The organism is Streptomyces sp. x-19, assembly GCF_046549115.1.
Classification (GTDB): Bacteria; Actinomycetota; Actinomycetes; order Streptomycetales; family Streptomycetaceae; genus Streptomyces; species Streptomyces albulus_C.
On sequence record NZ_JAJPWK010000031.1, the window covers coordinates 40,418 to 55,991 of the forward strand.

Here is a 15,574-nt window from a genome sequence, read left to right on the forward strand (position 1 = left end):
GCGAGGCGCGCACCTTTCGGTGGTTCGCTCACTTCCGGGCATACGCACCACACACTGTCGCGGACCGGTCACCGGCGTACTCCCGTTAGCAGATTGTTCTCCGACTTCCTACAACAGCGTGACCGAGGTCGGCGAGAGATCGCAGGGTGGTATGTCCTTGAATGGGGGGTCCATGAGGGCTTCTGCGGTGGGGCGCCCCCCGGCTGAGCTGCAAGAACGCTGCTTCCCCGGGATGTTGGTCACAATCCTGGGGGCGATTGGGTCGCGATCTTGTCACCGAGTGGCCTGGGTCACTCGCCGTCGCGGACGGTGCCCAGACGAGCGCGAAGGGTGCGCGGGGAACGGGAGTTGGTCCGTTTCCCCGCGCACCCTTCGGCGCACGCAGGCGCCGGGCCGGACGGTGCCGGCCCGGCCCCGCTCGGCTCAGCTCAGCCGCTCGATGACCATCGCCATGCCCTGGCCGCCGCCGACGCACATGGTCTCCAGGCCGAACTGCTTGTCGTGCCACTGGAGGGAGTTGATCAGGGTGGTGGTGATGCGGGCGCCGGTCATGCCGAAGGGGTGGCCGACGGCGATCGCGCCACCGTTGACGTTGAGGCGGTCCAGGTCGATGCCCAGGTCGCGGTAGGACGGGATCACCTGCGCCGCGAACGCCTCGTTGATCTCCACCAGGTCGATGTCGGAGATCGAGAGGCCGGCGCGGCCGAGGGCCTGCTTGCTGGCCTCCACCGGGCCGTACCCCATGATCTCGGGGGAGAGGCCGGAGACGCCGGTGGAGACGATCCGCGCCAGCGGGGTCAGGCCCAGCTCGCGGGCCTTGGTGTCCGACATGATCACGAGGGCGGCGGCGCCGTCGTTCAGCGGACAGCAGTTGCCCGCGGTCACCAGGCCGTCGGGGCGGAAGACCGGCTTCAGGCCCTGCACGCCCTCCAGTGTGACGCCGGCCCGCGGGCCGTCGTCCTTGGCGACGACCGTGCCGTCGGGCAGCGTCACCGGGGTGATCTCGCGCTCCCAGAAGCCGTTCTTGATCGCCTGCTCGGCGAGGTTCTGGGACCGCACCCCGAACTCGTCCATGTCCTGGCGGGTGACGCCCTTGAGGCGGGCGAGGTTCTCCGCGGTCTGGCCCATCGCGATGTACGCGTCCGGGACCAGCCCGTCCTCGCGCGGGTCGTGCCAGTCGGCGCCCTCCTGCTCGGCGCGCGCCGCGGTGCGCGCCTCGGCCTCCGCGAACAGCGGGTTGTGGGTGTCCGGCAGGCCGTCGGAGGTGCCCTTGACGCTGCGCGAGACCATCTCGACGCCCGCGGAGACGAACACGTCGCCCTCGCCGGCCTTGATGGCGTGCAGCGCCATGCGGGTCGTCTGGAGCGAGGAGGAGCAGTACCGGGTGACGGTGCAGCCCGGCAGGTGGTCCATCCCCATCTGGACGGCCACGATGCGGCCGAGGTTGTGGCCCTGCTCGCCGCCGGGCAGGCCGCAGCCCAGCATCAGGTCGTCGATGTCGGTCGGGTCCAGCCCGGGCACCTTGGCGAGGGCGGCCTGCACGATCGTCGCGGTGAGGTCGTCCGGGCGCAGGTCCTTGAGCGAGCCCTTGAAGGCGCGGCCGATCGGAGAGCGGGCGGCTGAGACGATCACGGCTTCGGGCATCACGGCTCCAAGGGGTGAGTGGGTGCGGCGTCCGGCGCCCCGGCGCGGTGGTGACCGGTGGTGGGCGGCGAACAGGGCGGACCGTCTGGGAAGTTACCTGCACGTAGTGCGAGAGGTCACGGGGTGGGTGCTGTGATGCGGACCTCTTTTCTAAGCGAGCGCTTATGGGGAACGGCGGGGGCGGAGCGGCTATTCCCGTCCCGGCCCGCCGCGCACGCACGCGGCGGGCCGGGACGGGCCGCACCGACGGGCGCCGCGTGCCCCGGGCGCCGCGTGCCCCGGGCGCCGCGCGGCTAGCCCGTGACCGACGGCCGCTCCGTCGGGCTCTCCTCCGCGGTCGGCAGCTGACGGCGCCGACGGTGCTTGAGCAGGGCCCAGGGTGCGCGCGAGGCGGTGACCTCCGTGCCGCCCTCGGAAGCGGCCCGGGCCGCGGCCTGCTCGACGGGCAGGAGGCCCTCGCGCCGGGCCGGTTCGGGCCGCTCCTCCTCCGGCCACAGCCCGAGCGCCGCGCACACCGTGGGGAAGACGGCCATCGCCGCGGTGGCGTACCCCTCGGCCGAGGGGTGGTAGTTGTCCGGGCCGAACAGCTCCCGCGGACGGGCCTCGAACTCCGGGCCGAGCAGCGCGCCGAGCGAGACCGTCCGGCCGCCGTTCTCGACGGCGCCGATGGTCTGGGCGGCGGCCAACTGCCGGGAGAGCCGGCGGGCCACCCACCGCAGCGGCTGGTAGACCGGCTCGATGGTGCCCAGGTCGGGGCAGGTGCCGACGATCACCTCGCAGCCCGCGGTGCGCAGCGCCCGCACCGCCTCGGACAGGTGCCGCACCGACTCCGCGGGCGGCAGTCGGCGGGTGACGTCGTTGGCGCCGATCATGATGACGCAGAGGTCGGGGGTCTCCGTGCCGTCCGCGAGCAGCAGCTCCACCTGGCGGGGCAGGTCGTCGGAGCGGGCGCCGGGCAGCGCCACGTTGCGCAGGTCGACCGGGAGTTCGGCGAGCGCGGCCAGGCCGGAGGCGAGCAGCGCCCCGGGCGTCTGGGAGGCGCGGTGGACGCCCTGGCCCGCCGCGGTGGAGTCGCCGAGGAAGCCCAGCCGCAGCGGCGGCCGGTCGGTGCGGTGGTCGAAGGCGGCGCCGTAGCGGCCGTCGGCGCACGGCGGGACGTCGCTGGAGCCGCCCACCGTGCGGCGGGCCAGTCGGACCTCGGTCAGCAGCAGCCCGACGCCGGCCACGCCCAGCAGCCCGATCCCGCCGCCGCCGAACGCGGCCGCGGTCGCGATCCGCCGTGCCACCCTCGCCCTGGACCCCGTCATCACTGTCGTCACCATCGACCGGCACCTCCCCGTGCAGCGCGGGCGCGCCGCGGCCAGCCGGCCGGACGCGCTCGTGGAACCGAGAACCCCTTCACCGGGTAAATGCCCGTTCCGGGCGGTGCCGCAACGCACCGGAGCTTCCGATGGAGCCCAGTGATCGAACCCGCGGGCCCATGGTCCACCTGGGCAATAGGCTGGCTGCACGGGCGCAGGAGAGCGTGCCCCCGACCGCGGAGACCACCGTGCAGTTTTACGATTCGATGATTGAGCTCGTCGGCAACACCCCGCTCGTGCGACTCAACAACGTCACTCAAGGGATCCAGGCAACCGTCCTGGTGAAGGTCGAGTACTTCAACCCCGGAGGGTCGGTCAAGGACCGCATCGCGGTGCGGATGATCGAGGCCGCCGAGGAGTCGGGCGAGTTGCAGCCGGGCGGCACCATCGTCGAGCCGACCTCCGGCAACACCGGGGTGGGCCTGGCGATCGTGGCCCAGCAGAAGGGCTACAAGTGCATCTTCGTCTGCCCCGACAAGGTGTCGACGGACAAGATCAACGTGTTGCGGGCCTACGGCGCCGAGGTGGTGGTCTGCCCCACGGCGGTGGACCCCGAGCACCCCGACTCGTACTACAACGTCTCCGACCGCCTGGTGCGCGAGACGCCGGGCGCCTGGAAGCCCGACCAGTACAGCAACCCCAACAACCCGCGCTCGCACTACGAGACCACCGGTCCCGAGCTGTGGGAGCAGACCGACGGGCGGATCACCCACTTCGTGGCCGGCGTCGGCACCGGCGGCACGATCAGCGGCACCGGTCGGTACCTCAAGGACGCCAGTGAGGGCCGCGTCCAGGTCGTCGGCGCGGACCCGGAGGGCTCCGTCTACAGCGGCGGTTCCGGCCGGCCGTACCTGATCGAGGGCGTCGGCGAGGACTTCTGGCCGACCGCCTACGACCGCACGGTCGCCGACGAGATCGTGGCGGTCTCGGACAAGGACGCCTTCCAGATGACCCGGCGGCTGGCCAAGGAGGAGGGCCTGCTGGTCGGCGGCTCCTGCGGGATGGCCGTGGTGGCCGGTCTGCAGGTCGCCGAGCGCCTCGGCCCGGACGACGTGGTGGTCGTCCTGCTCCCGGACAGCGGCCGCGGCTACCTCTCCAAGATCTTCAACGACGAGTGGATGGCCGACTACGGCTTCCTGGAGGAGAGCGGCACCGCCGCCCGGGTCGGCGAGGTCCTCCAGCACAAGGAGGGCGAGCTGCCGTCCCTGGTGCACATGCACCCGGAGGAGACCGTCGGCGAGGCCATCGAGGTGCTCCGCGAGTACGGCGTCTCGCAGATGCCGATCGTCAAGCCGGGCGCCGGGCACCCCGACGTGATGGCCGCCGAGGTCGTCGGCTCGGTCGTCGAACGGGAACTGCTGGACGCGCTGTTCACGCAGCGCGCCTCGCTGTCCGACCCGCTGGAGAAGCACATGTGCCCGCCGCTGCCGCAGGTCGGCTCGGGCGAGCCGGTCGCCGACCTGATGGCGGTGCTGGAGAACGCCGACGCGGCGATCGTCCTTGTCGAGGGCAAGCCCAAGGGCGTGGTGAGCCGGCAGGACCTGCTGGCGTTCCTGGCCCGCAGCGTCGCCAAGTAGCGGCTCGACGCCGCGCCGTGCCCGGCGCGGCGTCAAGTGTCCGTCAGGAAAAGGCCCGTCGCCGCAAGGTGTACGTATGCGTCACGTGCACGCAGCACGCGCTTAACACTTCTCCGGCACATTGTTGTGCAGGCGATGCGGACCTCCGGAGCGGCTCCCGGACCTCCACGATCGCCAGGATGCGACGACCGGCCCTGACCCGGTTCGCGTCTCGGGCGGGGACCGCCGTCGTCCCGCCCCCGGCTCCGGCCGGGGGCGGCGGTCCCCGCATTAACCCCCGCTCCCGGCCGTCAGCCGCGGTCGGCTTCCGTCCGCCGTGCGGCCGGTGAGCGCTGCGCCAGGCCGTACACGGCGTTGACGCCGACGATGCCGGCCCAGCACACCGTCAGGCCCACCAGCCCGGCGTTGGCCACCGCGATCGCGGACAGCGGGATGGCCAGCACCAGGGAGACCACGGCGACCGCGAAGCGCTGCCAGAACTCGGTGCCGGCCGCCGGCGCCCGCGGCGGCTGCGCCCCGCGGGCCACCTGCATCTGCTGCTCGGCCAGGTGCCGGCGCACTCGCCGGTCGACGTCCTCGTCGAGCTTCGTCAGGAAGGACTCCACCAGTTCGGACTCGTACTCCGGCCCCAGCTCCTTGCGGGTCTGGAGGGTCGCGTCGAGGTCCTTCTTCAACTCGGGGTCGTGTCTCGCCATGTTCCCGAGGCTACGGCCGGGCGGTGGGGCGGCGCGGTAGGGCTAGCCCCCCGATCCGAGCGGAGCCTACTGCCCTTCCCCGGGCCGCGAGCCGACCAGCCGCGCGGTGTCGTGGCGGGCGGCGAACCAGTAGAGGACGGCCGGCACCGCCAGGCCGACCAGCCAGGAGACGTCCGCGCCGCCGAGCGGGGCGACCAGCGGGCCGGTGTAGAACGCCGTGGCGAGGAAGGGGAGTTGGGCGAGCACGCCGACGACGTAGACGGTCAGTGCGCGGACGTTCCAGGCGCCGTACCGGCCGGCCGGGTCGCTGAGCGCCGGGACGTCGTAGCGCTCCTTGGAGATCAGGTAGTAGTCGACGAGGTTGATCGCCGACCAGGGCGTGAAGAACGTCAGCAGGAAGAGCAGGAAGTCCTTGAAGGAGGTGAGGAAGGAGTCCTTGCCCACCAGGGCCACGGCGGTGCCGGCCACCATGATCCCGGCGAGGTACGCGGACCGGCCGCGCGCCGAGAGGGTCCGTTGCCCGCGGAAGCCGCTGACGCTGGTGACCAGCGACATGAAGCCGCCGTAGGTGTTGAGGATGTTGATGGTGAGCTTGCCGAGGGCGATGACGAAGTAGAGGAGCGAGGCGATCAGGCCCGTGCCGCCCAGCCCGACGAGGTAGCCGACCTCGTGGCCCACGAACGCGCCCGGAGCCGCGGCGGCCGCCAGCGCCCCGAACGTCATCGACCACTGCGCGCCCAGCACGGAACCGCCCAGCGTCCACCAGAAGGTCGCCCGGGGCGAGGTGTCCCGCGGCAGGTAGCGCGAGTAGTCCGCCACGTACGGGCCGAACGCCAGCTGCCAGGAGGCCGAGAGCGAGACCGCGAGCAGGAGGACCGGCAGCGCGAAGCCGCGGTCGTGCAACAGGGCGCCGAGGTCGGCGCGCTCCAGCAGGCGGACGCCCAGATAGACGAAGGCCAGCGCGCAGACCAGGCCGGCGACCTTGCCGAGGAGGTGGATCAGGCGGTAGCCGACGGCCGCGGCGAGCGCGGTGACGGCGGCGAAGAGCACGATCCCGGTCGTCTGGCCGAGGTGCGTCAGCTCGCCCACCGCCTGCCCGGCGAGCACGCTGCCGCTGGCGAAGAAGCCGACGTACATCACGATGACCAGCGCCAGCGGAACCACCGCCCCACGCACCCCGAACTGCGCCCGGGAGGTGATCATCTGCGGTAGGCCGAGCCGCGGCCCCTGCGCGGAGTGCAGCGCCATCACCGCGCCGCCCGCGAGGTTGCCCAGCAGTAGGCCGATCAGCGCCCAGAACGCGTTGGCGCCGAAGACCACCGCCAGGGCACCCGTGACGACGGCGGTGACCTGGAGGTTGGCGCCGAGCCAGAGGGTGAACTGGCTGACCGCGCTGCCGTGCCGTTCGTCGTCCGGGACGACGTCGATCGAGCGCCGTTCGATCACGCCTGCCATGGGTGCCGCCTCTTCGCCGCGCTGCATGTATGGATCCATGCAGGATCAGGGTCGATGAATGGGAGGTCAATAGGTCGGCGGCGATTCGCCCGCTCGCGGGGTCCCGACGCACCGAGCAGACTGGTGCCCGCCGCTCCGGTACGGTCTGGGCACGAAAGGCCGGACGCCGGCGGACGGGGAAACGGCGGATCTCATGGAGCAGCCCACCAACAACGCGGAGCACGCCACGACCGGCGGGGGCCGGGCGTCCGACCCGGACGGGACCGCGCCGGACACCGGCCGACGCCCGCCGGAACCGGGCGACCTGGCCGACCGGCTGGAGGCGCACCGCACCGAACTGACCGGCTACTGCTACCGGATGCTCGGCTCCGCCTTCGAGGCCGAGGACGCCGTCCAGGAGACCATGGTCCGGGCCTGGCGCGGCCACCACCGCTTCGAGGGACGGGCCTCGCTGCGCTCCTGGCTCTACCGCATCGCCACCAACGTCTGCCTGGACCTGCTCAAGAGCAGCAGCCGCCGCGCCCGCCCGATGGACCTCACCTCACCGGCGAGCCTCGACACCCCGGTCGGCACCGGCCTGCCGGAGACCACCTGGATCGGGCCGGTCCCCGACGAGCGGGTGCTGGCCCGGGCCGGCGACCCGGCGGACACCGCCCTCGCCCGCGAATCCGTCCGGCTGGCGTTCGTCTCCGCACTCCAGCGACTGGCCCCCCGGCAACGGGCGGTGCTCATCCTGCGCGAGGTGCTCAGCTGGTCGGCGAGCGAGGTCGCGGAGCTCCTGGACAGTTCGGTCGCCTCCGTCAACAGCGCCCTCCAGCGCGCCCGGGCGACCCTGGCCGCCACCGGCGACGACCCGGCCGGGCCCCCGGCCAGGCCGCTGGACGCCGCCCAACAAGACCTCCTCAAGCGCTACGTCGACGCCTTCGAACGCTTCGACATGGCGGCCCTGACCGCCGTACTGCACGAGGACTGCACCCTGTCGATGCCCCCTTACGCGCTGTGGCTGCGCGGCCGCGCGGACGTCGTCGGGTGGATGCTGGGACCGGGCTGCGGCTGCCGGGGCTCCCACCTGGTGCCGCTGTCCGCGAACGGGACGCCGGCCTTCGCGCAGTACCGCGCGGACGGCACCCCCTGGGCCCTCCAGGTCGTCGAGCTCGCCGACGGCCGGATCACCGCGCTCAACTCCTTCCTCGACACCGAGCGGCTCTTCCCGCTGTTCGGACTGCCGTTGCGGTACCCCGGGTAGCCCCCGCGGGGCGCGCGAGGGCGGGTCCGGGGAGCCGGTGGCGGCCGGCGGCGACGGGGCTGCGGCCCGGCGCGGACGGGCGGTCGGGCGCCGCCAGGATGGCCGGAGTCCGCCGCCACGCGCCGCTCCGCGCCGGACCCGGGACCGGCGGGCCCGAGGAATTCCGTACAGTCGGTGCACCGACGTCAAGGCCCCGGACCGGGCCGGGAAGAAGAGGCGATGAGCGGGGACGGGGAGAACGGCGTCAGCACCAACGGGACGCAGCCGCGGGGGACGCGCGCGGCGGGGAACACGGCAGCGGGGAATACGGCAGCGGGCGGTGCCACCGGCACCGGCGCCCGCCTCCAGCGGCTCTTCGAAGGGCACCGGCTGACGCCCACCCAGCGGCGGATCGCCCACTGCATGGTGCGGCGGGCCGCCGACGCGCCGTTCCTCTCCAGCGTCGAACTGGCCGAGTTGGCCGGCGTCAGCCAGCCGTCCGTCACCCGCTTCGCCGTCGCGCTCGGCTTCGACGGCTACCCGGCGCTCCGCCGCCACCTGCGGGACGTCGCCCCGGCCGAGCAGCCCGGCGTCTCCGGGGTGGACAACGAGTACCAGCAGGCCGTCCAGGCGGAGATCGACAACCTCCGCCACCTCGCCGACGCACTCGCCGACCCCGGCCCGGTGACCGAGGCCGGCCGCCTCCTCGCGGCCTCCCGGCCGCTCCCGGTCCTCGGACTGCGCGCCGCCACCGCCCAGGCCGCCGGGTTCGTCTACTTCGCGCGCAAGGTGCACCCCGACGTCCGGCTGCTGGACGAGGGCGGCACCCTGCTCACCGACCGCATCGACGCCGCGGTGCACGCCGGCGCCACCGCCCTGCTCTGCTTCGCCCTGCCCCGGCACCCCCGCGAGGTCATCGAGGCGCTGGCCTACGCCCGCACCGCCGGACTCGCCGTCGTCACCGTCGCCGACAGCGCCTTCGCCCCCGTCGCCCACCACACCGACCTGCTCCTGCCGGCGCCGGTCGGCACCGGCCTGGCCTTCGACACCGCCTGCGCCCCGATGCTCCTGGGGCGCGTCCTGCTGGAGGCGATGTGCGACGACCTCCCGGACGCGCAGGCCCGGCTGGAGGAGTTCGACGCCAAGGCGGCGGAGCGCCAGCTGTTCGTGGAGTGAACGGCCGCGGCCCGGCCGTCGCTCAGCCCAGCGCCAGCTTCCGCAGGCCGTCCGCGTGCTCGGCGCCGCTCTCCGCGGTGAGTTCCTCCAGCGTCTGCGGGGTGCGGACGGTCGCGAAGGCGTGGGTGCCGTCGGGGGCCGGCGCGTAGCCGTAGACGCCGGGGCGAGGCAGCGAGTTGTAGGCGAAGTGGGTGGAGAAGTAGTACGCGCCGGTGTCCAGGAGGGCGACGTGGTCGCCGGCCTCCAGACGGGGCAGCGGCCGGTTCTCGGCGACCAGGTCGCCGGCGAAGCAGCACGGTCCGGCGATGTCCTGCGGCACCGGCGCCCCGGTCTTCGGGCGCCCCGCGGCGTCGTACGCCGCCACCCGGATCGGCCAGGACGCGGGCGCGAAGACGGTGCGGGTGGCGACCTGCGCCCCGGCGTGGGTCAGCGCGATCGACCGGCCGCCGGCCCACTTGGCGTACTCCACCCGGGCCAGGACCATGCCGTGCTTGGCCAGCAGCGACCGCCCGAATTCGGTGACCAGGCCGTAGCGCCCGGAGAACAGGCCGGGGACGGCCGAGCGGAGCAGCGCGGCGTACTCCCGGTAGGTCGGGGTGACGGCGTCCGAGGAGAAGTTGACGGGCAGGCCACCGCCGATGTCGAGGGTGGTGATCCGGGGGGAGCCGGCCTGTTCGTTGATCTCCTCGGCGAGGTCGTAGAGCGCCCGGACGCCCTCCGCCATCCGTTCCAGCGGCATGCCCTGGGAACCGACGTGGGCGTGCAGCCGGGTCAGCCACGGGCGGTCCAGGCAGGCCCGGACGACCCATTCGCGGGCGCCCGGGTCGCGCAGCGGGATGCCGAACTTGGAGGTGTCGGTGGCGGTGCTCATCGCGCCGATGGCGCCGCCGCCGATCTGTGGGTTGACCCGGAGCCCTATCGGCGCGGCGGAGGGGGCCGAGGCCATCATCCGGTCGATGCGGGAGAGTTCCTCGTGGTTGTCGACGTTGACCGCGATGCCGAGGGCCAGCGCCTCACGGAGTTCGGGGAGGGTCTTGGCGGGGGAGTCCAGGACGGTGTGCCGGGCGGGGACGCCGGCCGCCCGGGCCAGCGCCAGCTCGCCGGGGCTGGCCACCTCGCAGCCGATCCCCTCCTGGGCCAGCAGCCGCAGCACGGGCACCAGCGAGGCGGCCTTCACCGCGAAGGCGTGGAGCACCTGGGTGCCGGGGGCGGTGAACTCCGCGAAGGCGGAACGGAGTTCGGCCGCCGAGCGGCGGATGCCCGCGACGTCGAGCAGCCCGGCCACGGGCTGACCGGGGCCGATCAGACCCTGGGTGATGGCTGCCTGAACGGCACGGTCTCGGTCCGTGAAGGTCATGACTCAACTTCATCATCCGACGGGTGCCCCGCGCCACGGCCGGAGGGGGAGGTCGGAGCCCTTCCGGTGGCCATGTTGTAGTGATCTTGTGTGCCGTCCGTGGGCTGCCGGGCGTGACGTTACGCAGTGCGCCGCCGCCCGCCGCCCGCCGCCCGCCGCCCGCCGCCCGCCGTTCGCGCGCCGCGCGCACCGGCCCTCGACGTCGGCCGCCGGGTCCGCAACGGCCCGCACCCCGCCCCGCACCCCGCCCCCGCGGCGGGGCCCGGAGGTGCGGCGGGGGCGCGGGACGGCGGGCCCGGGCTCACGCCGCGGGGGCGCCGCCGAGTTGAGCCTTGGTCTGACGGGCGGTCAGTCGGGACCCGGACTCGCGGCGGGCGGCCCGGCGCAGCAACGGAACCGCCAGCAGGAAGCCCAGGACGGCCCAGGCGGCCAGGACCATGGCGACGGTGGGCAGTTGCCAGGAGCCGGCGGGCTCGGCGGCGCGGGCGGCATCCGGCAGCAGGGACGCGCGCAGGCCCTGCGCCATCCACCGCAACGGGAAGACCGAGGCGATGTTCTGCACCACGGTCGGCAGCGTGGTGATCGGGAACATCGCGCCCGACGTGACCAGCAGCGCCATCGCGGGCAGCATGATCAACGCCAGTGCCTCCCGCGGATTGGGCAGCACCGCGCCGATCGCGGCGCCCAGCGGGACGACGGCGAGCAGGCCGAGGCCGGTGACCCAGAGCAGCGTCAGCCAACCGCCCGGGCCGTGCGGCAGCGGCCCGTCGACCAGCGCCGCGGCGGCGCCCAGCAGGACCACCAAGGTGGCCACGGCCACGCCCACGATCAGCAGCGACTTGGCGACGAGGTAGGCCGGTATGCCGCCGGGGGTGGCCCGCAGTCGCAGCAGGGTGCCCTCTTCGCGCTCGGTCACCAGCATCTGCGGGAGGTTGATCACGCCGATTTGGAACAGCAGGTACGCGGCGAACCCGGAGAGGGTCAACTGCGCCATAGGGATCCGGGTCCCGGGCACGTCGTCGCTGATGAAGGTGGCGAGCAGCAGGGCCACCACGACGTTGGTCAGATAGCCGCTCATCTCCTTGCGGTCGCGCAGGAGGTGGCGCAGCTCGATGCCGCCGCGCCGCAGGCCCGCCCGCAGGGGGCGCAGCCACCCGGGCCGGGCCCCGCCGCGCCCGGCCGCCCCGTCACCGCTCGCCGCATCGTCGCCCCTCGCCGCACCGCGGTCGCGGTCCGGCGCCGCCGGGCCGGTGTCCGTCGTCGCCGTCATGTCCGTCCCCCTCATGCCGCTGCCTCCCCCGTGTCGCCGCCGGCCGCCAAACCGGTGCGGTGTGCGTCGTCGTCGGTGCTGTCGGTGCTGTCGGTGCCGTCGGTGTCCGTGCCCTGCCGGTGCACCATGTGCAGGTAGGTGTCCTCCAGTGTCGGGCGGCGCACCTCCAGGTCCGCGATCGGACCGGCTGTCTCCCGGTGCAGCTCCCACACCAGGCCGGACGGGTCCGAGGTGCGCTCGTGGCGCGGCCGGCCGTCGGGCGCCGTCCAGCGGACCTCGGCCTGGGCGGCGGCCCGCCGGGCCAGCTCCGCCGGCGTGCCGCAGGCCCGGATCCGGCCGTCGACCAGCATGGCTATGCGGTCGGCCAACCGCTCGGCCTCGGCCAGGTCGTGGGTGGTCAGCAGGATCGTGACGCCCTCGGTGCGGGCCAGGCGCTCGATCAGGTCGTGGAAGTCGCGGCGCGCCTCGGGGTCGAAGCCGGTGGTGGGCTCGTCCAGGAAGAGCAACTCGGGCCGGCCGATGATGCCGAGCGCGACGTCGACACGGCGGCGCTGCCCGCCGGAGAGCCGGTCGACGCGCTGCCGCGCCTGGTGGGTGAGCCCGACCAGGTCGAGCAGCTCGGCGGGGTCGCGCGGATCCGGGTAGTACGTCGCGAAGTGCGTCAGCAGCTCGGCGACCTGCCAGCGGCGGTGGTCGCGCCAGGATCGCAGGACCAGCCCGATCCGGCCGCGCCAGGCGTCGTCGGCGCGGGCCGGGTCGGTCCCGAGGACGCGCACCTCGCCGGCGGACCGCTGCCGGAACCCCTCCAGGATTTCGACCGTGGTGGTCTTCCCGGCGCCGTTGGGCCCGAGCAGGGCGAAGATCTCGCCGCGCCGGATCTCCAGGTCGACGCCCCGGAGCACGGGGGTGCTGCCGTAACTCATCCGCAGGTCGCGGGCCTCGACGACCGGTGTGGCGCCGGCCGTCGCGGCGGGTGCGGTGACGGCTGCGGGTGTGGTGGTCATCGTGGTGGCCTCCGGGCGTGCGGTCGTGGTCATCGGCCTGCCTCCGCGTGCTCGTGGGGCGCCGGTCGGACCGGCGCGGGGCCCGCGCCCTCGACGATGGCGCGGAGCGCGGCGACGTGTCCCTCGAAGGCGGTGCGGCCCCGGGCCGTCAGGCGCACCTTGGTGCAGCGCTTGCGTCCGCCGCCCTCCTTCTGGATCTCCAGGTATCCCGCTTCCTCCAGCGTGTGCAGTTGTTTGGAGAGCGCGGAGTCGCTGAGCGAGAGGCTGTCGCGGATGAACGGGAAGTCGGCCCATTCCGTGGCGGCCAGCAGGGCCACCACGGACAGCCGGGTGGACGGGTGGATCAGTTCGTCGAAGCCCGAGGGGGTGCTCAACGGTCTGTCTCCTCCTCATGGACGGTTGTCGGGGAGCGGTCGCCGAGCGCGCGGCTCCGCAGCGGACTGATCGCCCAGCGGTTGGCGGGGCCGACGAAGAGCAGGAAGGCGCCGGCGGAGACGGTGGCCTGGATGAGGTTGCCGTAGGGCAGGGCCAGCCACTCGGTCAGGAAGTCGGTGAGGACGATCGTGCCGCCGCTGACGACCCCGCCCGCGAGGAAGGTGGCGAAGGTGCGCCAGGTGTACCGCGAGCGGTGCAGCCGCACGCGGGTCCGGCGGCTGTAGACGATCCCCAGGGCGACCAGTGCGCCGATGTAGAGGGCGAGCATCAAGAAGGAGCCCCAGGGCGGGAGCTTGAGCCCGTAGCCGGCGAGGAAGAGCCACATCAGCGCGGCGGTCACGTACGTCGACCGCTGGTCGCCGTGTGCGCAGCGCTCCACCTCGTCGTACACCCGCTCCTGCGGGACCCGGATGCGCTGGAGATCCTTCCAGGCCTGCTCGGCATCCACCGGTGTCGTCATGTCCTTCGCCTCCCCGTAGACGTGTCGGACGGGCCGTGTCGCACGGCCGGTGCCGGGGTCGCCGAGGGCACCCCCGTCCAACTTTCCCACTAGGAAAGCTAACACTTGACTTTCCCGTCGGGCAAGTCGAACGGGCGGGTTGGGGAAAGCTGTCGTCGCGCCCTGTTGACTAGCGGTATTCAGTGGCTCCAGACTGTGAATAGGTCAATCCATTCAGAGTCAGGGAGGCACGGCCCATGTCGGGACCGCGACCCGTGCGGGCACCGCGCGGTACGGAGCTGAGCGCACGGGGATGGCAGCAGGAAGCCGCGCTGCGCATGCTGCAGAACAACCTCGACCCGGAGGTGGCCGAACATCCGGACCAGCTCGTCGTCTACGGCGGCACCGGCAAGGCCGCCCGTGACTGGCGCTCCTTCGATGCCATGGTGCGCACCCTGACCACGCTCAAGCAGGACGAGACGATGCTCGTCCAGTCCGGCAGGCCGGTCGGCGTGATGCAGACGCACGAGTGGGCGCCGCGGGTGCTGATCGCCAACTCCAACCTCGTCGGCGACTGGGCCAACTGGGAGGAGTTCCGCCGCCTGGAGGCCCTCGGCCTCACCATGTACGGCCAGATGACGGCCGGTTCGTGGATCTACATCGGCACCCAGGGCATCCTCCAGGGCACCTACGAGACCTTCGCGGCGGTCGCGGCGAAGAAGTTCGGCGGGACGTTGGCCGGCACTATCACCCTCACCGCCGGACTCGGCGGCATGGGCGGCGCCCAGCCGCTCGCCGTCACCATGAACGACGGCGTCGCGCTCTGCATCGACTGCGACCCGCGCGCCATCGAGCGCCGCATCGAGCACCGCTACCTGGACGTCAAGGCGGACAACCTCCAGCACGCCCTTCAGCTCGCCGTCGAGGCCCGCGACCAGCGCAAGCCGCTCTCCATCGGCCTGCTCGGCAACGCCGCGGAACTCCTCCCGCAGATGCTCGCCGAGGGCGCCCCGATCGACATCGTCACCGACCAGACCAGCGCCCACGACCCGCTCGCCTACCTGCCCGTCGGCATCGACTTCGCCGACATGGCGGCCTACGCGGCCGAGAAGCCCGCCGACTTCACCCAGCGCGCCCGCGAGTCGATGGCGAAGCACGTCGAGGCCATGGTCGGCTTCATGGACGCCGGCGCCGAGGTCTTCGACTACGGCAACTCCATCCGCGGCGAGGCCCAGCTCGCCGGGTACCAGCGGGCGTTCGCCTTCCCCGGCTTCGTCCCCGCCTACATCCGGCCGCTCTTCGCCGAGGGCAAGGGCCCGTTCCGCTGGGCGGCGCTCTCCGGCGACCCGGCCGACATCGCCGCCACCGACCGCGCCATCCTCGACCTCTTCCCCGAGAACGAGTCGCTGGCCCGCTGGATCAAGCTGGCGGGGGAGCGGGTCCACTTCCAGGGCCTGCCCGCCCGGATCTGCTGGCTCGGCTACGGCGAGCGCGACAAGGCCGGTGAGCGGTTCAACGAGATGGTCGCCGACGGCACCCTGAAGGCCCCGCTCGCCATCGGCCGCGACCACCTCGACTGCGGTTCCGTCGCCTCCCCGTACCGCGAGACCGAGGCCATGAAGGACGGCTCGGACGCGATCGCCGACTGGCCACTGCTCAACGCCATGGTCAACGTCGCCTCCGGCGCCTCCTGGGTCTCCCTGCACCACGGCGGCGGCGTCGGCATGGGCCGCTCGATCCACGCCGGACAGGTCACGGTCGCCGACGGCACCCCGTTGGCCGGCGAGAAGATCCGCCGGGTGCTCACCAACGACCCGGGCATGGGCGTCATCCGCCACGTCGACGCCGGCTACGAGCGCGCCGACGAGGTGGCCGCCGAGCGGGGCGTCCGCATCCCGATGCGCGAGGGCGAGGGCGCGTGAGTTCCTCGTTCCAC

At 73.2% G+C, this 15,574-nt stretch carries 13 protein-coding genes; 4 read left to right on the forward strand and 9 right to left on the reverse strand.

Translation table 11 applies throughout. The annotated features are described in order from the left end of the window. Nucleotides 1–423: 423 nt before the first annotated feature. Together ACLJT4_RS37600 and ACLJT4_RS37605 are read right to left on the reverse strand one after the other, a co-directional pair. Nucleotides 424–1,644 (reverse strand): acetyl-CoA C-acetyltransferase, encoded by a 1,221-nt coding sequence (locus tag ACLJT4_RS37600; protein WP_411129491.1) that lies wholly within the window; start codon nucleotides 1,642–1,644, stop codon nucleotides 424–426. Between the two features lie 293 nt (nucleotides 1,645–1,937). Next, the gene (locus ACLJT4_RS37605; RefSeq protein WP_411129493.1) at nucleotides 1,938–2,966 is read right to left on the reverse strand and encodes an SGNH/GDSL hydrolase family protein; all 1,029 of its coding nucleotides are present in this window, start codon (nucleotides 2,964–2,966) and stop codon (nucleotides 1,938–1,940) included. A 227-nt stretch (nucleotides 2,967–3,193) separates the two neighbouring features. Between ACLJT4_RS37605 and ACLJT4_RS37610 the strand changes: the two genes are divergently transcribed. Then, entirely contained in the window at nucleotides 3,194–4,582 is a 1,389-nt protein-coding gene (locus tag ACLJT4_RS37610; RefSeq protein WP_411129495.1) for a cystathionine beta-synthase, read from the forward strand. 290 nt (nucleotides 4,583–4,872) lie between these two features. Here ACLJT4_RS37610 and ACLJT4_RS37615 read toward each other — a convergent pair whose 3' ends face one another. Beyond that, the gene (locus ACLJT4_RS37615; protein ID WP_275464375.1) at nucleotides 4,873–5,277 is read right to left on the reverse strand and encodes a hypothetical protein; all 405 of its coding nucleotides are present in this window, start codon (nucleotides 5,275–5,277) and stop codon (nucleotides 4,873–4,875) included. 66 nt (nucleotides 5,278–5,343) lie between these two features. Beyond that, a complete protein-coding gene (locus ACLJT4_RS37620; protein WP_411129497.1) occupies nucleotides 5,344–6,732 on the reverse strand; it encodes a purine-cytosine permease family protein in 1,389 nt (462 codons plus the stop codon). 193 nt (nucleotides 6,733–6,925) lie between these two features. On the opposite strand from ACLJT4_RS37620, the gene ACLJT4_RS37625 reads away from it, so the two are divergent. Both ACLJT4_RS37625 and ACLJT4_RS37630 read left to right on the forward strand, forming a co-directional pair. Continuing rightward, nucleotides 6,926–7,978, forward strand: coding sequence for a sigma-70 family RNA polymerase sigma factor (locus tag ACLJT4_RS37625; protein WP_411129499.1), 1,053 nt, complete (start codon nucleotides 6,926–6,928; stop codon nucleotides 7,976–7,978). Between the two features lie 219 nt (nucleotides 7,979–8,197). Beyond that, a complete protein-coding gene (locus ACLJT4_RS37630; protein WP_411129501.1) occupies nucleotides 8,198–9,133 on the forward strand; it encodes a MurR/RpiR family transcriptional regulator in 936 nt (311 codons plus the stop codon). A gap of 22 nt (nucleotides 9,134–9,155) precedes the next feature. On the opposite strand, the gene ACLJT4_RS37635 is transcribed toward ACLJT4_RS37630, so the two are convergent. The 5 genes from ACLJT4_RS37635 to ACLJT4_RS37655 all read right to left on the reverse strand — a co-directional run bounded on the left by ACLJT4_RS37635 (nucleotide 9,156) and on the right by ACLJT4_RS37655 (nucleotide 13,659). After that, complete coding sequence (locus tag ACLJT4_RS37635) at nucleotides 9,156–10,490, reverse strand: diaminopimelate decarboxylase (protein ID WP_038519840.1); 1,335 nt, start codon at nucleotides 10,488–10,490, stop codon at nucleotides 9,156–9,158. Nucleotides 10,491–10,791: 301 nt separating this feature from the next. Beyond that, entirely contained in the window at nucleotides 10,792–11,760 is a 969-nt protein-coding gene (locus ACLJT4_RS37640) for an ABC transporter permease (RefSeq protein WP_411129503.1), read from the reverse strand. An 11-nt stretch (nucleotides 11,761–11,771) separates the two neighbouring features. Continuing rightward, complete coding sequence (locus ACLJT4_RS37645; protein WP_411129505.1) at nucleotides 11,772–12,797, reverse strand: ABC transporter ATP-binding protein; 1,026 nt, start codon at nucleotides 12,795–12,797, stop codon at nucleotides 11,772–11,774. Then, on the reverse strand, nucleotides 12,794–13,138 hold the full coding sequence (locus ACLJT4_RS37650) for a transcriptional regulator (protein ID WP_411129507.1): 345 nt from the start codon (nucleotides 13,136–13,138) through the stop codon (nucleotides 12,794–12,796). Before ACLJT4_RS37650 ends, ACLJT4_RS37645 begins: the two co-directional genes overlap by 4 nt. Beyond that, on the reverse strand, nucleotides 13,135–13,659 hold the full coding sequence (locus ACLJT4_RS37655) for a hypothetical protein (protein ID WP_411129508.1): 525 nt from the start codon (nucleotides 13,657–13,659) through the stop codon (nucleotides 13,135–13,137). Before ACLJT4_RS37655 ends, ACLJT4_RS37650 begins: the two co-directional genes overlap by 4 nt. Nucleotides 13,660–13,895: 236 nt before the next feature. Here ACLJT4_RS37655 and hutU point away from each other — a divergent pair, with 236 nt between their 5' ends. Then, complete coding sequence (hutU, locus tag ACLJT4_RS37660) at nucleotides 13,896–15,560, forward strand: urocanate hydratase (protein WP_016574876.1); 1,665 nt, start codon at nucleotides 13,896–13,898, stop codon at nucleotides 15,558–15,560. Nucleotides 15,561–15,574 lie beyond the last annotated feature (14 nt).